The organism is Cupriavidus sp. 09_S30, from assembly GCF_056930435.1.
In genome coordinates this window covers 1,826,645-1,845,986 of record NZ_JBXOWI010000002.1, presented here as the reverse complement: position 1 = coordinate 1,845,986, position 19,342 = coordinate 1,826,645, and the positions used below count along the sequence as shown (strand labels likewise).

Sequence of the window (19,342 nt, the reverse complement as noted above, 5' to 3'; positions counted from 1 at the left end):
GTTCACGCCGGCTTACGATGGCAGGGCATGGCTGCGAGCGCCATGCACTATCCTTATCGCTGGGCTTGCGTCCGGCGAGCGTTACCGCTGTGCGGCGGTCTCCACCGTCGCATTCGGCGCCGTTCGGCGACGGGGCACCGGACTTCATGCAACTGAGCAGGGGGCTACCTTGAAGCGCTATCTCAGCGTGGCCTGCACGGCGCTTGCCGCGATCACCGCGATCACCGGCGGCGCCCGGGGGGCGACGGTCATCGTCGACGGCACGCAGGTCGTGACCAGCGGCGACGCCGTCGCCGTCATCAACGGCAAGGTCTACCAGGGCGGCAACGCCGTGCCGGAGGCTTCAGGCGCGCTTGTCAGCGAGACTCGGCAGGTCGGCGCATTCTCGGAGATCGACCTGGCCATGGCAGCGGACGCCACGTTCCGCGTCGCGCCCAAGCCCCGCATTACCGTCGTCGCCCAGTCCGATCTCCTGCCCAGGATCCGCACCACTGTCAGAGGGCGAACCCTGGTGATCGCGCCGGACGGCGCCTACGCTACGGCCAGGCGCATCAAGCTGATGATCGAAGGGCCGGCGCTGGACGCGCTCGAGGTGTCCGGCGCCGGTGCGTTCACGGCCTCCGGCGTGCGCGGCGACGCGCTGCGGCTCGGGGTGTCCGGCTCTGGGTCGATCGTGGCGGACGGCGCCGTCGACCGCGTATCAGTGGACGTGTCAGGGGCCGGCAGTGTCGACGCTCTCGGGCTGCGCGCAAAGGCGGTGTCGATCGGGGTGTCGGGCGCGGGTCGCGTCGCCGCCTATGCCTCGGATGCGGCCGATATCGACACGAGCGGTGCCGCCAGCGTTCGAATCGCCGGCAACCCGGCCAGGCGGCATGTCGACCGCAGGGGCGCCGGCGTGGTCCGGTTCGAGTAGGCGCGGCGGGGCCGCGGATTCATTCCTCGACGCCGCGCTCGCGCAGCATCCGCGCGCATTCGTCGAGCAGGTCGTGCGCGAAGGCCGACTGGTAGTTCGGGTCCAGCGCTTCCATCATTTCGTGCGAGGCGTAGAGGCCGGCTTCGCGCGACAGCGTGCCGGCGAGTTGCCGCGCGAAGTCGTCGCTCAGCTCCGACAGCAGGCGGCGCTCGGCCAGTGCGAGCTGCAGCCGGGAGCGCGACAGCCACTCCCCGGCCAGCGTCGCGCCCTGGGCTTCGGTCAGCCACTGTCCGTGTTCGTAGTAGGCGGACAGCCGCTCTGCGGTTAGCGCGAACAGTAGTGCCTTGCGGGTATTGAAATCGAGTTTGACGAAAGGGGCAGGCTTCATGCCGGACGCGTTGCGGGTGGAGAAAGGACGCGAGCCTACCACGGCGCGGCCGCCCCGTGCCACGCGGGCCGGATCAGGCCACAGCCGCCATGCGCCCGCGCAGCCAGGCGCCGATCGCCTGCAACTCCTCCAGGCAGACGGAATGGGGCATGCGATAGTCATGCCATTGCACCGCGCAGCCGCGCGCGCGCAGCGTGTCGCGCGCCAGCTCGCCGAGCTGCAGCGGGACGATATCGTCCTCGCTGCCGTGCGCCGCGAAAATGGGCGTGGCCAGGTTGGCATCCCGCATGCCGTCGTCGAGCAGGGCGGGGGCGGGCAGATAGGTGGATAGCGCGATGATGCCGGCCAGCGGTTGCGGATGGGTGAGCCCCGTCGTGTAGGCGATGGCGCCGCCCTGCGAGAAGCCCGCCAGCACGATGCGCGAGCAGGGCACGCCGCGTGCGTTCTCGCGCGCGATCAGCGCGCGGATGGCCTCGCGCGATGCGGCGATGCCCGCCTCGTCGATATGCCGGCGTGCGTCGTCGAGCGTGAAGATGTCGTACCAGGCGGGCATCACGTACCCGCCGTTGCAGGTCACGGGAATGGCCGGCGCATGCGGAAAGATGAAGCGCACGCCGGGCGAGCCGGGCAGGCCGAGCTCCGGCACCACGGGTGCGAAGTCACTGCCGTCGGCGCCCAGGCCATGCAGCCAGATGACGGCATACGCCGGATCCGGCGCGGTCTCGAGTTCGATGGCGGGCAGCAGTTCGCTTATGGCCTGTTCCTGTGGTGGGTGCCCGCACCGGGCCGCGCGATGCGGCCGGCTGCGGGCATGCCACGCGAGTATCGCACAGGCAGGCAAGGCTCCCGGCGGCTGAGCGGCCGCGGGGCCGCCAGGACGGTCAGGCGGCGGAGGGAACCATGGGAACGGAGGGCACCGTGGTCAGGCCCGGCGCTGGGCGTGCGTCGACCTGGGCCGGCCGGGCGGCGGCGCGGCGCTTGTCGACCACGCCCTCCACGCCGGTTGCGGCCACGTCTTCCAGGAAGGCGATGACATCGCGGTAGTAGTCCACCTGCATCTGCGCTTCCAGCAGCCGCCGTTCGGCCTGGAAGAGCGTCAGCCTCATGTTCTCGAGTTCCCGTGCGGCGACCCTTTCCGGGGTGGGCTGACTGAACAGGTTAGCGAGCAAACGCATGGCAGTATCTCCAGGGCTGTCAACGGCGGCGATTGGATGCTCTTCCCATGTGACCAATATAGACAAGAAAGCTGGCCGCAACAGCGGGTCCCCCCTTTCGTAGCAGGTCATCCACATGCACGGTTGCCGGATGCGCGCGAGTAGAGTAGATTGCCTGATCCCCGCTGCAGGCGCGGCGGCTCCTCCGGGCTGCTCGTGGCGTGCTTCGTTGCACGGCGGCTTGCCCCTGCGCTCTCCGGCGTCCTGTGGCGCGGCTTCATTGCATTGCCCCTGGAGCCTTGTGCGGCAAGGGTTTGCGGCTCTATCCAGCGCGCCCGTCCGCCCGCGAGTGGCGCAAGCCCGCTCAGCTTTCAACCGTGTTGCGAACCCCCCGTCGCGGATGACGCGGATGAGGGAGCGTTGCGCGCCGGCGACGCGCTGGCCAGCGTATTGGTGCGCAGATAGGCTGCGATCGGGCTCCAGAATTGCTCCGTCTCGTCGGGTTCGGTGCCCGCGTCGTGCTCCAGCCCGTCGTAGACCAGCAGGCGGTGCGGTCCCGTCGCCGCCCGTGCCAGGGACTCGGCCTGCGCGAAGGGAATGACTTCGTCGGAACGGCTGTGGACCAGCAGCAGCGGCAAGGCCAGTTCGTGCACCCGCGCTTCATTGTCCCAGGGGTCGGGCAACAGCGTCGCCAGCCAGGCCGGCAAGAGGCCGCTGGCGACCGCGGCCGCATTGGCGGTGCGGAAGCCGGCCGCGATGACCACGCCGGCAGGGGCGGGCCGCAGCGAGCCGACCAGGTCGAGCAGGACGCCACTTCCGAGAGAGTAGCCGAGCACGTAGCGGCGTGCCGCCTTGGGCGTTGCCGCCAGGAAGCGGGCATAGGCCTGTTCGCCGTCCTGGCGCAGCCTGCCGACGCTGGGCCGGCCGCTGCTGGCGCCATAGCCGCTGTAGTCGAACACGAAGGTGCTGATGCCTGCGCGGTAGAGCAGGGCCTGCACGCGCGCCCAGTCGGACAGCGTCTCGTCGTCGCCGTGGTACACCAGCAGCGCGGGTGCGGCCTTGTCGGCGGCCTGCACGAAGGACGCGTGCAATGTGCGCCCCCCGCTATCGAAGGTGGACTGTAGCGAGGGCGCGCCGAAATCCTCGGGCGTCAGCGGGCCCGGGCGCGCCGGCTCGAAGGCGTTGTACTCGATGGCCAGGTAGACGGCCTGGCGTCCGAGCGCGGCCAGCAGCGCGACACAGGCTGCGCCGGCCAGCCAGCGCAGCAGCGCTAAGCGCTTGCGGGACGATTGGCTTGTCATGGTGTCGGGCGGGAGGCGCCTGCCGATGATGCAGTGAGCGTGTGCATGGCTGAAGTGTAGTCGCACGGACGGCCGCTTGACCGTGCGCGCGCCGGCCGGCGCGCCCGTCGGCGGTGCGCCTCAGCGGCGGAAGGCCTCGCCCAGCACGTGGGCCAGCCAGGCCGGATCGTCGTGCGGCAGGTCGTGGCCCGCCCAGGGGTGGCGCCGGTGTTCCGCATGCCATGCCTGTGCCAGCCGTTCCGAGCAGCGGGGGTTCACCAGGCCGTCGCCGGCCGAGGATAGCAGCAGCACAGGGCAGGCCGGCGTGCCGGCGCGCGCCCGGAAGCGCGCCGCAGCCAACAGCTGGCGCAGCGCGGAGGCGCGGCTGACCGGTGCGCTGGCGCCGATGGCGCTCCAGTCACGGAGGTCGGCGTCGCGTGTGTCGGTGCGCTGGCAGGTGAGCGCGTGGACGATGCGCTCGCGCGCGGCATGATCGTGCCACAGCGCGGCCAGGCGCAGCAGCGCGGGCCAGGCGCGTGGCCGCAGCCGCTCGTCGACCCTGCAGAAGGGGCGCATGCTGGTGTTGATCAGGACCAGGGCCGCGATTTCGTTGGGATGGTGCTGGGCCCAGTCCACGGCCACCATGCCGCCGAGCGACATGGCGAGCAGTCGGTAGGGCGGCCGCAGTCCCGCCTGCCGCGCCTGCGCACGCACGAGGGCGCGCGTCGCGCCGATCGACGCCGGTGCCAGCGCCTGCGCCTGGCCGCCACTGCCGGGCAGGTCGAGCAGCGTGGCCGGGCCCAGGCCACTGGCCGCCAGGCGTTGCGGCAGATCGGCCCAGTGCCGTGCCTCGCGCGAAAGCCCGCGCAGCAGCAGCCATTGGCTCATGACTGCTTCCATGACAACCAGTGCGCATCGGCCGCGAGGCGCAGCTGCTCGCGCCGCTCCCCGGTCGGCAACCAGCGTTGCGGCGCCACGGCCAGCCGCCCCAGGAAATCGAACAGGCTGACGTGGCGGCGCAGTACGCGCGCGGTGCGGTGGGCCATGATCGGATTGAAGATGCCCTGGCGCGAGAAGATCTGACGCGGGTTCTTCTTGATCCAGAGCCAGGACCCGAGCTCCAGCGTCATGGGCAGGAAGACATTGGGCGCATGGGAGCGGTCGTAGGCGTAGTCCCACAGGTCGCCGTGCAGCAGGTATTGCTGGCTCTGCGGCTCGAAGGCGTAGCCATGGTGGGGGTGGGCCTGCTCGAACAAGGTCTTCAGCAGGTACATCTCCGCAAGGTGGGGCATGGGCTTGGTGGTGCGCGCGTAAGGGAACCAGATGCTGTCGCGCCAGCCGTAGCCGGAATGGCAGTCCACCGCGAAGCTGAGCGGACGCGGCAGCAGTTCCTCCTCGACCACGCGCAGCAGGGCCGCGCTTTCGCGCTCCATCGGCGCGCCGGCGGGGCCGCGGTACCAGGGCAGCCAGGAGCCCAGGCGCTGGCCGCCGGCGAGGAGGGGCACGCGGCCTTCGGCGTCCTGGGGTGCGTTTCGCATCAGGTCCACGCCCGCCGGATTGGCGCGTGTGCCAGCCCACATGCCGCCTGGATTGACGATGGGCATGAAGACCAGCCGCACCGAGTCGAGCTGCCGCTGCAGCAGCTCATCCCACTCCAGGCGGCCCAGCAGCGCGCGCATGTAGTCGAGCACCAGCAGCGTGCCGATGCGCTCCAGCCCGTGGATGCCGCCGAAGATGCCGATGGCCGGCGCCTGCGGCGACTCGCTGCCCAGGCAGGCCACGTAGACGGCGAAGCGATGGCCGTGCGTGGTCACCTCACAGGCCACGCGCGCGCGCAGCACGCCGGCGCCGGCCGCCAGGATGGCCTGCAGTTGCTCGTACTCGTCAAAGCTGCCACTGCGCGGGTCGGACAATGCCATGCGAGTTCGGTCTCCGGTTTTCCTTTTGTTCGCCTCGCGGTGCCGCGCGCCGGGCCAGGCGGCAGCGGCGGTGATGATGGCGTCGCTTTGTGAAAGCCGCATGACACTTCCGTGACGCCGTGCCGGTGCTGCGATGCATTAGCCCGCGCACCGGCGGCCTGGCCACGCCGGCGCACGGCGCCTCGGCCTCAGTCGCCGCGGTCGAGCGACAAGGCCGCCGGCAGCGGGCCGTCGGCGAACAGATCCAGCACCGGCCAGCCGCGCGTGCGTGCCAGCGAGAGCAGCGCGGCATCGGGGTTGGCGGCCACCGGGTGGCTCACCTGCTCCAGCAAGGGAATGTCATTGCGCGAATCACTGTAGAAGAATATGCGATCAAAGGCATCCCGGCGCAGACCCTGTGCGTCCAGCCATTGCGCCACGCGCGCCACCTTGCCGGCGCCGAAGCTGGGTTCGCCGGACAGTTCGCCGGTGAATTCGCCGCGAGCGTCGGCGACCGCTTCGACCGCGATCAGATGGGGCACACCGAGGCGCGCGGCGATGGGCTCGGCCACGAAGCGGCAGGTGGCCGTTACGATGCAGCACAGGGCGCCCTCGCTCTGGTGCCGCGCCAGCAGTGCCAGCGCGGCGGGCAGCACGGCGGGCTCGATGACCTGCTGCATGAAGCCCTCGCGCCATTGCTCCAGGTGCGCGCGAGGATGGCGCGCCAGCAGGCCCAGGGCGAAGCGGGCATGCTCGCGGTAGTCGAGCGTGCCCGCCTCGTAGGCGGCGAGCCAGCGCGCGTTGTACGCATCGGCCTCGTGCGCGTCGAGCGCGCCGACGCGTACCAGATGGCGGGTCCATTCATATTCGCTGTCCAGTGGCAGCAAGGTGTGGTCGAGGTCGAACAGGGCGAGACTGGTCATGCTGCGGATTCCGTGAAGAAAGCCGCAAGCATGTGGCGGGGCAGTGACCGGTCCGTGATGATTGCCGCAAGATTTCCGATGCCGCCATCGGCGCCGCCGGGGGGCCGATGGAAGACCGATGCAGGACCGCCTGCGCGGCCGCCGGGGCAAGACCGCGCGGCCGTTCAGGCGAGTGCGGGCGCGCGCGCGCCGGCGGTGGCGCCGGCAGGGTCGTGCGCCGGCACCAGGCAGTCGAGGAAGGCGCCGAGCAGGCGCGTGCCGCGGCGGTTCTCCAGGCAGTACAGGTATTCGTGCAGCACCGGCGGCTGGCATGCGAAGGGCACCACGCGCAGCGCGGGGTCGTCGGGCACTTCGCCCAGCGGCACGACGCTGGCGCCCAGTCCCTGGCGGATGGCTTCGTAGATGGCTTCGCGGCTGCCGATCACGGTGTGCGGCGGCAGGTCGAGTCCGGCCTCGGCCAGCGCGGTCTCGGTTGCCTTGCGGGTCATCGAGCCGTGCTCGCGCATCAACAGGTGGCAGGCGGCGAGTTGCCCGAGTTCCACGCGCGCCAGGCGCGAGAGCGCGTGCCCGCGCGGAACCACCACCACCAGCGGGTCACAGGCCAGCTGCACGCGCGCAAGGCGGGGATCATCGACAGGATGCGAGGAGACCGCGGCATCGATGCGGTACTCGAACAGGGCATCCAGCATCTGCTGTGAATTGCCGATGTCGATGCTGATCTCGATCGCCGGGTAGCGCTCGCGGAAGGCGGCCACGCTGCGCAGGATGTAGTAGGGCCCGGTGGCGCCGATGCGCAGGCTGCCGAAGCGCAGGTCGCCGGCATTGCGCAGCAGGAAATCGGCGCTGCCCTCCTGCTGCACCAGTTGCTCCACGATGGGCATCAGGGCCACGCCGACGTCGCTGAGGTCGACGCGGCTGGCGCGGCGATGGAAAAGCTCCACGCCGTAGAGGTCCTCGAGCTGGCGGATGCGGCCCGTTACCGTGGGCTGGCTGACGCGCAGCTGCTTGGCGGCGGTCGTGATGCTGCCCTGGCGTGCAACCTCGAAGAAGGTCATCAACAGATCGCCGAGCATCATGCGTGGGGAATTGGGGGTTACTGGGCGCGCCAGTGTACCCACCGATTGTGACAGTACGGTTGGCGCCCGGCCCGGCCAGCTTAGGCCAGGCCCGCAGCGCAGCGGCATGCCGCCGGCCGATGCCGCCACGGTTGGCGCGGCATCGGCCGGCTCTCAGCCCGGCACCGGGCGTGCGTCAGGCCGGCTTCAGCTCCCCTGGCCCATCGCCGGATCGGAGACGCTGTCGGCGCCCGTCTCGATCCGGCCGGCGAAGCGGCGCATGAAGCCGCCTTGCGCCGTGGTCACGGTGAAGTCGTACCAGTTGCCCTGGCGGCCCACCGGCCAGTGCTGCTCGAGCTGCTTGCCCGCGGGGATCTCGTAGGTCCAGGGGCCGTCTCCGCGGTAGGCGTTGGGCGTCACGGTGAAGGTGCAGGCCGAGCCGCCGGTGTTGATCAGGTCCAGGTAGACATGGGCATTGGCCACGTCGTAGCAGACACGGATTTCCGGTGCGGCCGCGCCCGGCACGGCGAGCGCGCTGACGTTGCCCTGGAACGCGCGATGGAAGCCGTTGGGGCCGAGCACCCACAGGTCGTACTGGCCGCCTTCGGTGGCGAAGGTATCCCAGCTCGCATTCAGTTCCTTGCCGGGCTCGATCGCGTAGCGGCGGGGTACGCGGTCCAGGTGCAGCTTGTCATAGACATGGAATACCGCGGCGGCCTTGCCGGTGTTGCGCAGGATCAGCCAGACGCGGCGCCCGGCGAAGTCCTCGCGCGCGCTGACATGCAACTCATAGGGCAGGGCGCGCGACGGGCGGGCGCCGGTCGCCTGTGCCGGCAGCTTCTGCGTGGCGGTCGGCGGCAGCGGCACCTGGGCGAGCAGGCCTTGCGCGGTGCGGATGGCATCGGCCCCGGCCTTGTCTCGATTGGGCAGCGAGGGCAGCGTCTCGCGGTTGGGATTGACGAAGTTGAAGGCAGAGGTCAGGTCGCCGCAGACCGCGCGGCGATAGGCGCTGATATTCGGCTCGGCCACGCCAAAGCGGGCTTCCAGGAAGCGCAGGACCGAGGTGTGGTCGAATACCTGCGAGTTGACCCAGCCGCCCCGGCTCCAGGGGGAGACGACGTACATCGGCACGCGCGGGCCCGGGCCATAGGGATGCTGGTCCACATGGTATTCGCCATCAGTGGCGATGGTCGACGCCCCCGCCAGCACGCCGCCGTCGAAGGCCGGCGCGCACGGTGGCGGCACGTGGTCGAAGAAGCCGTCGTTTTCGTCGAAGTTGATCAGCAGCACCGTGCGGCTCCAGACGTCCGGATTGGCGGTCAGTGCGTTAAGTACCTCCTGCGTGTACCAGGCGCCCTGCACCGGGCTGGATGGCCCGGGATGCTCCGAGTAGGTTTGGGGTGCCACGATCCACGAGACCTGGGGCAGCTGTCCGGCGGCGATGTCATCCTTGAAGGCCTGCAGGAAGCCGCCGTCGGGCATGGTGTTGCCGATGCCCTTGATCAGCGGGCTGACAGTCTCGTCGGCCACCGTGTACGGAGGGTAGGGACTGCCGTTGGGCTGATTGCCGCGCGCGGCATTGGCCTTGCGGTACTGGTCGAAGCCGGCCAGGGGATTGTCGGTGTAGTTGTCCGGCATGTTCTGGTACACCTTCCACGCCACGCCTGCGGCCTGCAGCCGCTCGGGATAGGTGGTCCAGCGGTAATTGACGCCGGTGGCGTTGAGCGAGTCGCCGCTGTTGTCGATCACCGGGCCGCCCAGGGCCCCGGTGGGGTCGTTGGTGCCGGTCCACATGAACAGCCGGTTCGTGTTGGTGCCGCCGTGGAAGCCGCAGTGGTAGGCATCGCACAGCGTGAAGGCGTTGGCCAGTGCGAACTGGAAGTCGAGCTCGGCCTCCGTGTAGTAGCCCATCGACTGCGTCTGCTTGTACGTGGGCCACTTGTTCATGCGCCCAAGGTCCCAGGCACTCTGCGCATCCGGGTAGCTGTGCGGCGTGCCGTTGACGCGCTGGGCGTTGCCCGCCTGGCTGTCCAGATGGTAGGGCAGCACCGTGCGCGAGCCCGCCGTATAGGTCTGTTGCCAGACGTTGAGGCCGCCGGCGAGCGGGATCGGGAAACGGTCGCCGAAGCCGCGCACGCCTTTGAGTGTGCCGAAGTAGTGGTCGAGGGAGCGGTTCTCCTGCGTCAGGATCACCACGTGTTCGACGTCGCGGATGGTACCTGTCGCGTTGTTGGCCGGAATGGCCAGGGCGCGGCGGATGGCGGGCGGGAAGGCGGCGAGCGCTGCCGTGGCGGCGGCGCCGGCGCCGGTCATGCGGAGAAAATTGCGTCTGCTGGACGAGGTCATGTCGGTGCGTGCAGCTTGAATGGTGTGCGATCTGGGAAATGCGGTGCCTCGGGCCGCGCGCTTGCGCGGCCTTCGTCAAGGGCGGCGCCTCAGGGCGCGCAGCGCTTCTGCGGCGCCTGTGCCGGCGGCGGGTTGGGCGCGTCGGGCTGGCCCGCGGGCGTTTCGGCGGACGGCGCTCCGCTGCTGCTGCCGCCATCGCCGCCGCAGGCGGCCAGCATCGCGCACAGCAGTGCGGCGGCGAGCCAGGGCATGCGCCGAAGAAGTGAGGAGGATTGCGTCATGGCGTTCAGGTCCGGTTCTGGTGTTGTCGGGTCACGGCTGCAACGAGGAAAGGGGCTGGCGCGAGGCCGGGATGGACTTGATCTCGTCCAGCGTCAGCGTGCGCGTCCACATTGCGAGGTCGTTGAACTCCATCACGCCCTTGAGCGAGCCGGAGTTGTTGCCGACATAGTTGTGGGTGGCGTCGTCGTTGAGGCCCCAGGTCTTGGTGGCCAGGCCATTGAGCTTGCTGACGTCGGTGTTGGCGATGGCCCGGTTCTCGGCCTTCTGCAGACCGAGCACCGGGTCGACGATGTAGGCGCTGAAGGTCTTGGCGGTGGCATCGATCGACAGCGCCAGGTAGGCCCACTGGTTGGCGCTGACCTTCATGCCGTTGATGTCGTCGCGCTTGCCGCCGCTGCCGATGTTGAAGCGCACCTCGCAACTGCCGAACAGGCCGATGGCGATGCCGGCGTTGCTGCCGGACGTATAGTTCTTGTTCGACAGGATCGGTTCGCCGGTGCCGTTGCCCTGCGTACAGTCCGTCTTGAACCAGAGGCCGACGGTGAGCTGCGGGCTCAGCGCCAGGTCGGCGCCGCTGAAGGCCAGCTTGTAAGAGTCGATGCGCGAGTCCACCTTGAGTGCGCCGGTGCCGTAGTTGTCGACGCTGGCCGAGCCGCCGTCGGTGCCCGCCACCCAGGGGCCGATCGTGGACGCGCCCTTGGCATCGACGGGCGGCAGCTTGTCGAAGCTGTAGTAAAGCGCCAGGTTGTCGCGCAAGGTCGTGGCCAGCGGCGTGGGGCGGATGTAGTTGATCTGCGCCAAGTACGACGTCGGCACCGTGTTGCGCACCAGCGTGTAGTTGAAGCGATAGAGCCCGCTGGGCAGATCGAAGCCGGTGTCGTTGTATTGCGTGGCGGTGGGCGGCAGCGTGGCCAGGGGCTTGCCATCCCGCAGCAGGGTCATCGGCCCGGTGGCGGCGGTGGGGTTCTGCCAGCTGAGCTGAAGTGCGTCGCCGTAGCGGCCGACGGTGGTGGCGATGCCGCGTACGCCGGTCGCCTGCGAGATCAGCGAGGCGCCATCGATGGCGTTGGCGGCGGCGTCGATGTGCACGCCCGCGTGGTCGAGTACGGTGGGCACGATGTCGGCTTCGCTCGGCAGCGAGGCCAGCACGGCATCGTTGGCGGGGGCCGGCGCGCCGGGGCTGGCGAGCACCGGATTGACGGGCTTGTTGATGGCGATGAAGGCCGTGCGGTTCTCCAGCATCGGCACCGAGGTCGTCGCGCCGGTGGCGTCCAGGCCGTGGCTGGCCGTGACCAGCACCAGCCAGTCCTCCCCGGGATTGGCCTTGCGGCGATCGGCCACGGCCGCCAGCAGCTTGCCCAGCGCCGCGTCGACGGCGCCCAGCGCGGTCGCGTAGGCGCCACCCTGGAAGCCCTCGGCGGCAGCCGCCGCGCCAGGCGCGGTGTAGTGGGCGAAAACCAGGTCATAGCCCGAACCCAGCAGGCGCAGGCTGTTCTGCGTCACGCAGTCGTCGGCACCCGCGCAGTCGACCATGGTGTCCAGCGCGCCGCTGGCCTGGTCGGCCTTGAGCAGGCCGGGCATTGCCGCGGAGCTGGTGGCGGCGCCGAAGTGCTGCGCGGCCGGTGCGCTCGCGCGCAGATAGCGGAACAAGGTCGACGCCTGCAACTGCGTCGCGGTGTCGTCGGCGATGCCGTGGCGGTTGCGCCAGGCGCCGCTCAGCACCGTGGCCCAGCTCGGCGCGTCCAGCGGTGCCTGCTGGGTGACGGTGCCCAGTATGCCGCCGGTCGCGCTGGGCATGAGCGTAAGCTGCGCCAGATTGGGCAACGCGCGTTGCAGCAGCGCGGTCTGGATCTGCGCGTAAGTGGCGCCATCGATGCCGACCAGCAGCACCTTCTTGCTGGAGCCAGCCGGCGTTTCCGTGCCCGGCGGCGACTGGCCCGGCCCAGTGCCGGTTTCAGGCGGAGCGTCGCTGCCGCCGCAGGCCGCAAGCGTGCCGGCCAATGCCAGTCCGCACGCTAGACGTGCGTGTCGTGTCCATGCCATCTGAAATTCCCCTTCTTATGATCTGCCGCGGCGTGTATGTACCGCGGGTCGTGCAGCGTGACGGATTGCACTCCCTGCAATGGGTACGCAGCGTAAGGAAGGGGCTTGTCATCGAAGTGACAGATGGGGAAAGAATCCTGATGCGGCCATTCGGATTATTGAGTGGCCTCAGGTTGACCTGGCACGTCAGGGGGTGCTAGACACGAGCCGGCCGGGCGGACGACAGCGTGTCCCCGTGGCCTGCGCATCGCGGGGATGCTGGCACGAGGCTGTGGGGGTGTCGGGGAAGGGGCGCCTGGGCAGGACAGCGCAGGCCGCCAAGAGAACGGTCAGGCGAGGCCCGTCGCCGGCAAGGGGCGGCTGACCTCGTTTTGCGGGGGAGGGGTGCGCTGCTTAGTTGCCGCCGTCTTGGTAGGGATCGCGATTATCCCTGACCGACCGGCTGCCATCCGTATAGGGGTCGCGCGATTCCGTCACGCTTCTGGCTGCGGTCGCGTAGATCGATTCGACAGTCTGCCTGCTGCCCGGCGGTACCGCTTGCTGTGCAGTGTCGATTGCGCCCGGCGTCGCGCCAGCGATGCCAGCCAGGGTGCCCAGCGCGGCAGCGAGGGCCGCTGTGAAGGCAATCTGCTTGATCTGTTTCATGGGCTTCTCCTGCGGTGGCGGGCTTTCCGGTCCAGGCGGAATGCCTGAGCGAGGCACGGAGGTCGGGCGATATCATCACGCGCGCCCAGGCAGGGATCGGGCTTCCCACCAGGTGCCGGCGCATGCCGTCCTCCGTGCAGGGTGAGAATAGAAGCCGCCAACGGGGCTGCCAATGATGCAAATGCATCAAGGCCGGTGGGCGGTGGGGCGGCCGCCGCGGGGAGAGGCGTTCAGAACGCTGCGGACCTGAGATGCAGGACCAGTTCCGCGTTGGAGCGCACCCCAAGGCGCTCATGGGCGCCTGCGATATGGTTGCGCACGGTCGCCGGGGCGATCGCCAGCTTCTTGGCGATCGTCTTGTAGCTGTCGCCGGCGGCCACGCATTGCGCGATGGCGAGTTCGCGCGAGGTCAGGCTGTCGACCGGCAATCGGTGGCGCGCGCGCAGGAACAAGGGCATGCCGTCGCGCACGCGCCTCACTGCAATCGCATCACCAAGGTAAGCCGGTCGGAGTTCTGTGATCACGGCGGTGCGCAGTGGCTCCGGCAGGTAGAGGCGCTCGGCGTGCGGCCATTGGAGGCGCAGCAGAGACAGGAAGCCCGCTTCGGCATGCAGGATATAGCCGCAATCGTCGACGATGGCGCCGGGGTGGCGCAGGTCACCGAAGGACGGCGGCAGGCCTGCCAGGCCAAGGGACAGATTGATCGCCTGTGCCTCGATCAGGTGCGGCACGAGATCGCGGCACAGGCTCGCATCGTCCTCGCTGAAGTACTGCAGCGGCCCGCGGCGGTAGAACGAGATGCTCTGCACGGTACCGCACTGTCCCGGCAGCACGATGATGATGCCGTTCGCATGGTGCAAGCTGCCGGGGGCGTCCACCATGTCCTTCTGCGCGGTGCGGAACTCCGATGCCGCGCAGAAGCGTTCCGGCACGCCGGGGCGGGCCAGGGCGAGGTGGGTCACTGTGTCCTGCAGTGTCGCCCCGTCATACAGCAGGGGGTCGTCCTGGAAGAGGTGAGTGCACAGGAAGTGGATGCCGCCAGGCGAGATGCGGCCAATGCCCCATTTGCATGCGTCGAACGCGAGCGCCGTGCGCAGTGTATGCAGTGCTGCGTCCTGGAACTCGCCGACATCGCGTTCCCGCGCGCACTGATAGATTCTTAGAATGAGGCGCGGAATGTCCATGACGGCCTCCCGTCAATCGTCCCCGGCCTTCCCTGTCGCTATCGGAAATGTTAGGCAAGATTCGCGGGGGAAGCCACTCGGAATTGCCGCCGCGCCAAGGACGAGCGACATGCCGCGCAAATTAGTCGAAACTGGGTTCTTGAAATGCCACGCGCGAAATGCGTCGCGCGCTCAACGGCTCAGCCCGCGCGCGGCCACCGGCCACAACGAGGCCACGCGACCGTCGCGCACGCCGACGATCCAGTCGTGCAGATTCAGCGTCGGATCGCAGTGGCCCGGTACCAGCAGCAGCGGTTCGCCGAGCGCAGGCAGCGCCTCGGCGCTCGCACCCTGCGCAGGTGCGAGGATGCCGTGCTCGTCATTGGCGGCGGTGTAGGCGACGCTCGCGTCAGGCGCGCCGTCGCGCCAGATCCATGGCAGGCCCGAATCGACGGCGAGCGATTTCAGGCCGGCATCGACGATGGCCCGGTCGCCCGCGGCCACGCTCATCACGGTGGTGGCGAGGAACAGGCTGTGCTCGAAGCGCAGGCTGGCCTGCGTCTCGTTGCGCGCGTAGTCCGCGTCCATGAAGACGTAGGAGCCGGGCTGGACCTCGGTATAGACACCGCTGTCGAGATCGAACTCGACGCTGCCGGTGCCGCCGCCGGTGACCGTTTCGCAGCGTATGCCCGCGCCTTCCAGCGCGGCAAGGACCTGGCCGGCATATTCCGCGGCCCGCTGCGCTGCCACGCGCCGCGCATGCCAGCCGCGTTCATGCTGGATGCCACCGTGATAGGCCTGCAGGCCGCTCAGGCGCAGCGCATCGTGCGAGCCGATGCGTTCGGCGAGCTTCAGCGCGGCGTCTGCGTTGCCGACGCCGCAGCGGTGCTGGCCCGTGTCGATCTCGACGAAGACGCCGATGCTGCTGCCGGCGGCGCGGGCGGCCGCTGCCAGCTGGTCGACCTGCGCGGCGTCGTCCACGCAGACGCTGACGCGGGCGAGGCGCGCCAGTTGCGCGAGGAGCGCGGCCTTGGCCGGCCCGGCGATCTCGTTGCTGATATGGATATCGCGGATGCCGGCGCGCACGAAGGGCAGTGCTTCGCTGACCTTCTGGCAGCAGATGCCGACGGCGCCGGCGGTGAGCTGCGCGCGTGCGATGTCGGGGCTCTTGTGGGCCTTCGCGTGGGGACGCAGCGCGACGCCGGCGCGTGTGGCGGCGTCCTGCATGCGGGCGACGTTGCGTTCGAACGCATCGAGCGCGAGCACCAGGGCAGGGGTGTCGATGGCGGCGACAGGATCGCCGAGGCGGGCGGGCGGCGGCAGTTCGAGCGCAGCGATGGAGGACAGCGGTTCGGTCATGGGCGGGTTCGGCAAGACAGGGATGGCGTGGCGGGGGTGGCGTGCTGGAAAGCGCGGCAATTCCGGGTGCCGCGCTTTTCGCCGGGTCGCGCTCGATGATGTTGCGGGCGCGCGCGGCTGTCAATGTCGCGGCGCCGGTGCGAGGCGTGATCCAGAACTTCAACCTCGCCACGCTGGCCTTCACGATGGCCGGCTACGTGGGCAGTGGCATGGTCACGTCCGAGATGCTGCCCAAGTTTCTGGTGGTGGCGCCGGCGATGCTGTTGCCGGCGTTGCTCGGGGCGCGGTTGTATATCGGCATCAGCGAGGCGGCATTCCGCAAGATCATGCTGAGCCTGCTGACACTGTCGGGCCTCGCCCCGCTGGCGGCCTCGTTGCCGGCCTCATTGTCGGCATGGATGCGCGGCTGAATCCGGCGGGCCGCCAGCGCATTCGGCTGCGCCCGCGCTCAGCCCGCCAGTGCTTCCTCGACGAAGTGCAGGCGGTCATTGCCCCAGAACAGCTCCTCGCCCACGATGAAGCTGGGCACGCCGAAGATGCCGCGTGCCACGGCGGCCTCGGTCTGTTGCTTGAGCGCATCCTTGACCGCGGGGTCTTCGATCATCGCCAGCACGGCACGCGGATCGAAGCCGGCCTCGCTCAGCACCGCGCCGATCTCCGCCGCGTCGTTCAGGTTGCGGCCTTGCTCCCACATTGCACTGAAGATCGCCTTGACGTAGCGGTGGAACGCGGCGTCGTCCTGGCGCTGGAAACCCGCCGCCGCGCGCATCAGCATCAGCGTGTTGATCGGGAAGTGCGGATTCTGGCGGAAGGGGGCACCATACTTCTGCGCCCAGCGCGCGAGGTCGGTCTGCGACCAGCGCCCCTTGGCCGGGATCTCCGCCGGGCTGTGGTTGCCGGTGGCCTTGAACACCCCGCCCAGCAGGATGGGCCGCCAGACGATGCTGGCCCCCGTACGCTGCGCCACGCGCGGCAGTTCCTGGTAGGCCAGGTAGGAATAGGGGCTGCCGAAATCGAAGAAGAATTCCACGCTCTGGCTCACGGTCTTGTCTCCTGTTTTATGGGGGTACGGCCTGTTGTCGGCTCCGCCCGCAGCCGGTGCTGGCCGGGCTGCCGGGCAAGGGGGGGACCGCCCGATCGACGATCGTTGTATAACGATCGTTTAGTCACGAACGTTATGGCGGGCCGGCGTGGATGTCAAGGCGTGGATAGCCGCCGCCATGCCACGGGGGCCATGCCGCGCGGTGCCCGCAGCCTCGCGCGCACCTGATTTGTCTTGACAGTCGCGGATCCGATTTATATCGTAAGATATGTTTTACGATATATCGGAGTGACGTGATGCATCCTCATCACCAAGGCATGGGTCTCGGCCACCACCTCCTCGGCCGGCTGTCAGCGCATTTCGACCGCCACGCCATCGGCCGCCACCAGCGCGGCGGGCGCGCTGCCTTCTGGAGCGGCTTCGGCGATCCCGGCGGCGACGGCGCTGACGATTTCGACGATGGCGGCTGGCGTCGCGGCCGAAAGTTCAGTGCAGACGACCTGCAGCTCCTGCTGCTGTCCCTGCTGGAAGAGCAGCCGAGCCACGGCTACGAGCTGATCAAGGCGCTGGAGTCGCGCACCAATGGCTTCTACAAGCCCAGCCCCGGCGTGATCTACCCCGCGCTGACCTATCTGGAGGAGGTCGGCTATGCCACCGTCGATACAGAGGGCAACAAGAAGCGCTACCACCTCGCCCCGCCGGGGCGGGCGCACCTGGAAGCCAATCGCGAGCGGCTGGTGCTGATGGTTGGCAAGCTGCGACACGTGGCGCGCAAGATGGACTGGATGCGCCGCGCCATGGCGGGCGAGCCCGCGCTCGAGCCGGAGGCGGGCGGCTGGCTGCCCGAGTACGTGGCGGCGCGCCAGGGGCTGAAGCGGGCCCTGTTGCTGCGCACGGAGATGTCGGCCGAAGAGCAGCGCCGTATCGCGGCCATCCTGCAGCGCGCCACCGCGGAGATCGAAGCGGGTGGCCAGGCTTGAGCCCGGCAGCCCGCGCTCTCCAGGCCCTCTAACCATGCCCTCTATCCAGGCCTTCGGGGAAGGCCCGGGAAGGCTTTTACGCCGGGCGTTCAAGCCCGGCATTCAGCAAGGAAACGCATGACGACACGTGATCTGACCGTCCAGCGCCTGCGCCATCCGCTCAAGATGCGGCTGGTGCAGGTGCTGCGCACCCACCTGGTCTCGCCACAACTGCTGCGCGTCACCTTCGGCGGCGACGACCTGGCCGATTTTCATTCGGCGTCCTTCGATGACCACGTCAAGGTCTTCTTCCCATCTTCAGGGCAGGACAAGCCGGTGCTGCCCGAGGTCGGGCCGAACGGGCCCGTGTTCCCGGAAGGCGCGGCGCGGCCCGCAGCCCGCGACTACACGCCGCGCCGTTTCGACAATGCGGCGCGCGAGCTCGACATCGAGTTCGTGCTGCACGGGGACGGCCCCGCCTCGACCTGGGCTGCCCAGGCCAGGCCCGGCCAGTTCCTCGGCGTGGGCGGGCCGCGCGGCTCCTTCGTGATCCCGCGTGATTTCGACTGGCACATGCTGGTAGGCGACGAGACCGCGCTGCCCGCCATCGCCCGCCGGCTGGAGGAACTGCCGGCCGGCGTCAAGGCGCTGGTGGTGGTGGAAGTAGCGAGCGCCATCGCCGAGATCCCGCTGCAGAGCGAGGCAGAGGTGGAGCTGCACTGGCTGCACCGCAACGGTGACGCGGCCGAGGGCAGCCTGCTGGCGCCGGCCCTGCAAGACCTGCCACTGCCGGACGGCGAGGGCTATGCCTGGGCTGCCGGCGAAGCGGCCGCGATGCGCGCGGTGCGCGAGCACCTGGTCGGCCAGCGCGGCGTCGACAAGAAGCGTATCCGCGCCTCGGCATACTGGAAGCGCGGCGCCGCGGCCGTGCATGAGACGCTCGAGGACTGAGCGCCCGCGCTGCGGGAGGTCGCATGGCGGCATGGCCTCGCGCGGTGGGCTGCTCGCTACAAGCCCTCCGGCAGCTGCATGGCAAACGCCTTGCGCATGGCGCGTGCGATCAGTTCCTGGCGCGCGCGCGGCATGCGCGCCATCGTCGAGGCCACGCTGATGGCGGCGAGCGGCTCGCCCGTGCCGTCGCGAACCACCATGCCGACCGCGAGCACGTCGCGCGTGGCGTGGTTGCCGATCACCGACCAGCCGCGCTCGCGCGTGGCGCGCACCAGGATGCGCATGCGCTCCGGCGTCATGCCGCCATAGCGCTCCAGCGTGGTGGCATTGGCCGCGATGGCGGCCTCCACCTCGGCATCGGGCAGCGCCGACAGCAGCGCCAGCCCTGCCGCGCCGACCCCCAGCGGCTGGCGCGTGCCGACCTGGATCACCAGCACCTGCACGGGATAGCTGCCGACGTGCCGCGCGATGCAGTGTGACAAGGCGCCTTCGCGCACTACCGCGAAGGCCGCGTCGCCGCAGGCCTCGCTGACCCGGGCCAGCACCGGCTGCAGCCGCGCTGCCAGGCCGGGCGTGCCACGGGCCTGCGCGACCGCCGCCAGGCGCGGTCCGCCCACATAGCGGAAGCGGCCTTTCTGCACCACATACCCGCATTCCACCAGCGTGCTCAGCAGGCGGTAGACGGTGGCCCGCTCCAGCCCCGCCAGGCGGCACAGGTCCACCACGCGCAGGCCCTCGCGGCCGCCTTCCAGCACCGCATCCAGCAACTGCAGGCCGCGCCGCAGCGTGCGGCTGCCGGGGTCCTCGCCGCAGTCCGTGGCGGCCAGGCCGGCTGGCGAAACGTCCGTCTGGCGGACATTCGGGTTGGCAGGGCGAGGCGGCATGGAGAAGAATTTCCTGGTCGACGGAACCGTCCCGCAGTATGCCGCAGCGCGGCCCGG

General features: G+C 69.6%; 19 protein-coding genes and 1 pseudogene. 4 read left to right on the top strand and 16 right to left on the bottom strand.

Going from position 1 to position 19,342, the window contains the following annotated elements; genetic code table 11:
* Positions 1–169 precede the first annotated feature (169 nt).
* Positions 170–913 carry a head GIN domain-containing protein gene (locus AC1Z3O_RS28450; protein WP_483519667.1) on the top strand — a complete coding sequence of 248 codons (744 nt, stop codon included), beginning with the start codon at positions 170–172 and terminating at the stop codon, positions 911–913.
* Between the two features lie 19 nt (positions 914–932).
* Here AC1Z3O_RS28450 and AC1Z3O_RS28445 read toward each other — a convergent pair whose 3' ends face one another.
* From AC1Z3O_RS28445 to AC1Z3O_RS28380, 14 genes are all read right to left on the bottom strand, one after another.
* The gene (locus AC1Z3O_RS28445; protein ID WP_483519665.1) at positions 933–1,301 is read right to left on the bottom strand and encodes a hypothetical protein; all 369 of its coding nucleotides are present in this window, start codon (positions 1,299–1,301) and stop codon (positions 933–935) included.
* Positions 1,302–1,374: 73 nt separating this feature from the next.
* Complete coding sequence (locus tag AC1Z3O_RS28440; RefSeq protein WP_483522055.1) at positions 1,375–2,055, bottom strand: alpha/beta hydrolase; 681 nt, start codon at positions 2,053–2,055, stop codon at positions 1,375–1,377.
* Positions 2,056–2,182: 127 nt separating this feature from the next.
* Complete coding sequence (locus AC1Z3O_RS28435) at positions 2,183–2,476, bottom strand: hypothetical protein (RefSeq protein WP_483519663.1); 294 nt, start codon at positions 2,474–2,476, stop codon at positions 2,183–2,185.
* 350 nt (positions 2,477–2,826) lie between these two features.
* The gene (locus AC1Z3O_RS28430; protein WP_483519662.1) at positions 2,827–3,756 is read right to left on the bottom strand and encodes an alpha/beta hydrolase; all 930 of its coding nucleotides are present in this window, start codon (positions 3,754–3,756) and stop codon (positions 2,827–2,829) included.
* A gap of 120 nt (positions 3,757–3,876) precedes the next feature.
* Entirely contained in the window at positions 3,877–4,623 is a 747-nt protein-coding gene (locus AC1Z3O_RS28425) for an alpha/beta fold hydrolase (RefSeq protein ID WP_483519661.1), read from the bottom strand.
* A complete protein-coding gene (locus AC1Z3O_RS28420) occupies positions 4,620–5,654 on the bottom strand; it encodes a M14 family zinc carboxypeptidase (protein WP_483519659.1) in 1,035 nt (344 codons plus the stop codon). The genes AC1Z3O_RS28425 and AC1Z3O_RS28420 overlap by 4 nt, the downstream gene beginning before the upstream one ends.
* A gap of 188 nt (positions 5,655–5,842) precedes the next feature.
* Entirely contained in the window at positions 5,843–6,556 is a 714-nt protein-coding gene (locus tag AC1Z3O_RS28415) for an HAD family hydrolase (RefSeq protein ID WP_483519658.1), read from the bottom strand.
* Between the two features lie 164 nt (positions 6,557–6,720).
* On the bottom strand, positions 6,721–7,629 hold the full coding sequence (locus tag AC1Z3O_RS28410) for a LysR substrate-binding domain-containing protein (RefSeq protein ID WP_483522053.1): 909 nt from the start codon (positions 7,627–7,629) through the stop codon (positions 6,721–6,723).
* A gap of 189 nt (positions 7,630–7,818) precedes the next feature.
* Entirely contained in the window at positions 7,819–9,957 is a 2,139-nt protein-coding gene (locus AC1Z3O_RS28405) for a phosphocholine-specific phospholipase C (RefSeq protein WP_483519656.1), read from the bottom strand.
* A gap of 89 nt (positions 9,958–10,046) precedes the next feature.
* Positions 10,047–10,238, bottom strand: a complete 192-nt coding sequence (locus tag AC1Z3O_RS28400; protein WP_483519655.1) for a hypothetical protein — start codon at positions 10,236–10,238, stop codon at positions 10,047–10,049.
* Positions 10,239–10,269: 31 nt separating this feature from the next.
* Entirely contained in the window at positions 10,270–12,282 is a 2,013-nt protein-coding gene (locus AC1Z3O_RS28395; RefSeq protein WP_483519653.1) for a hypothetical protein, read from the bottom strand.
* A gap of 393 nt (positions 12,283–12,675) precedes the next feature.
* The gene (locus tag AC1Z3O_RS28390) at positions 12,676–12,927 is read right to left on the bottom strand and encodes a copper resistance protein CopQ (RefSeq protein ID WP_483519652.1); all 252 of its coding nucleotides are present in this window, start codon (positions 12,925–12,927) and stop codon (positions 12,676–12,678) included.
* A 230-nt stretch (positions 12,928–13,157) separates the two neighbouring features.
* Complete coding sequence (locus tag AC1Z3O_RS28385; protein WP_483519650.1) at positions 13,158–14,111, bottom strand: helix-turn-helix transcriptional regulator; 954 nt, start codon at positions 14,109–14,111, stop codon at positions 13,158–13,160.
* Positions 14,112–14,282: 171 nt separating this feature from the next.
* Positions 14,283–15,449, bottom strand: a complete 1,167-nt coding sequence (locus tag AC1Z3O_RS28380; RefSeq protein ID WP_483519648.1) for a DSD1 family PLP-dependent enzyme — start codon at positions 15,447–15,449, stop codon at positions 14,283–14,285.
* Positions 15,450–15,589: 140 nt separating this feature from the next.
* Here AC1Z3O_RS28380 and AC1Z3O_RS28375 point away from each other — a divergent pair.
* Positions 15,590–15,859 (top strand): annotated as a pseudogene (locus tag AC1Z3O_RS28375) (sulfite exporter TauE/SafE family protein); the annotation flags it as partial.
* A 38-nt stretch (positions 15,860–15,897) separates the two neighbouring features.
* Here the strand turns inward: AC1Z3O_RS28375 and AC1Z3O_RS28370 are convergent.
* Positions 15,898–16,491 (bottom strand): 2-hydroxychromene-2-carboxylate isomerase, encoded by a 594-nt coding sequence (locus AC1Z3O_RS28370; RefSeq protein ID WP_483519646.1) that lies wholly within the window; start codon positions 16,489–16,491, stop codon positions 15,898–15,900.
* Positions 16,492–16,787: 296 nt separating this feature from the next.
* On the opposite strand from AC1Z3O_RS28370, the gene AC1Z3O_RS28365 reads away from it, so the two are divergent.
* Entirely contained in the window at positions 16,788–17,471 is a 684-nt protein-coding gene (locus tag AC1Z3O_RS28365) for a PadR family transcriptional regulator (RefSeq protein WP_483519644.1), read from the top strand.
* A 117-nt stretch (positions 17,472–17,588) separates the two neighbouring features.
* Positions 17,589–18,401, top strand: a complete 813-nt coding sequence (locus tag AC1Z3O_RS28360; protein WP_483519642.1) for a siderophore-interacting protein — start codon at positions 17,589–17,591, stop codon at positions 18,399–18,401.
* A gap of 56 nt (positions 18,402–18,457) precedes the next feature.
* Here the strand turns inward: AC1Z3O_RS28360 and AC1Z3O_RS28355 are convergent, their stop codons facing one another.
* A complete protein-coding gene (locus tag AC1Z3O_RS28355; protein WP_483519641.1) occupies positions 18,458–19,285 on the bottom strand; it encodes an IclR family transcriptional regulator in 828 nt (275 codons plus the stop codon).
* Positions 19,286–19,342: the final 57 nt, after the last annotated feature.

What these genes read in the sequence shown, in the direction of transcription:
- AC1Z3O_RS28390 (WP_483519652.1), bottom strand. Translation starts at nt 12,927, where the DNA reads ATGAAACAGATCAAGCAGATTGCCTTCACAGCGGCCCTCGCTGCCGCG.
- AC1Z3O_RS28425 (WP_483519661.1), bottom strand. Translation starts at nt 4,623, where the DNA reads ATGAGCCAATGGCTGCTGCTGCGCGGGCTTTCGCGCGAGGCACGGCAC.
- AC1Z3O_RS28445 (WP_483519665.1), bottom strand. Translation starts at nt 1,301, where the DNA reads ATGAAGCCTGCCCCTTTCGTCAAACTCGATTTCAATACCCGCAAGGCA.
- AC1Z3O_RS28385 (WP_483519650.1), bottom strand. Translation starts at nt 14,111, where the DNA reads ATGGACATTCCGCGCCTCATTCTAAGAATCTATCAGTGCGCGCGGGAA.
- AC1Z3O_RS28415 (WP_483519658.1), bottom strand. Translation starts at nt 6,556, where the DNA reads ATGACCAGTCTCGCCCTGTTCGACCTCGACCACACCTTGCTGCCACTG.
- AC1Z3O_RS28355 (WP_483519641.1), bottom strand. Translation starts at nt 19,285, where the DNA reads ATGCCGCCTCGCCCTGCCAACCCGAATGTCCGCCAGACGGACGTTTCG.
- AC1Z3O_RS28410 (WP_483522053.1), bottom strand. Translation starts at nt 7,629, where the DNA reads ATGCTCGGCGATCTGTTGATGACCTTCTTCGAGGTTGCACGCCAGGGC.
- AC1Z3O_RS28395 (WP_483519653.1), bottom strand. Translation starts at nt 12,282, where the DNA reads ATGGCATGGACACGACACGCACGTCTAGCGTGCGGACTGGCATTGGCC.
- AC1Z3O_RS28435 (WP_483519663.1), bottom strand. Translation starts at nt 2,476, where the DNA reads ATGCGTTTGCTCGCTAACCTGTTCAGTCAGCCCACCCCGGAAAGGGTC.
- AC1Z3O_RS28420 (WP_483519659.1), bottom strand. Translation starts at nt 5,654, where the DNA reads ATGGCATTGTCCGACCCGCGCAGTGGCAGCTTTGACGAGTACGAGCAA.
- AC1Z3O_RS28360 (WP_483519642.1), top strand. Translation starts at nt 17,589, where the DNA reads ATGACGACACGTGATCTGACCGTCCAGCGCCTGCGCCATCCGCTCAAG.
- AC1Z3O_RS28400 (WP_483519655.1), bottom strand. Translation starts at nt 10,238, where the DNA reads ATGACGCAATCCTCCTCACTTCTTCGGCGCATGCCCTGGCTCGCCGCC.
- AC1Z3O_RS28365 (WP_483519644.1), top strand. Translation starts at nt 16,788, where the DNA reads ATGCATCCTCATCACCAAGGCATGGGTCTCGGCCACCACCTCCTCGGC.
- AC1Z3O_RS28405 (WP_483519656.1), bottom strand. Translation starts at nt 9,957, where the DNA reads ATGACCTCGTCCAGCAGACGCAATTTTCTCCGCATGACCGGCGCCGGC.
- AC1Z3O_RS28380 (WP_483519648.1), bottom strand. Translation starts at nt 15,449, where the DNA reads ATGACCGAACCGCTGTCCTCCATCGCTGCGCTCGAACTGCCGCCGCCC.
- AC1Z3O_RS28430 (WP_483519662.1), bottom strand. Translation starts at nt 3,756, where the DNA reads ATGACAAGCCAATCGTCCCGCAAGCGCTTAGCGCTGCTGCGCTGGCTG.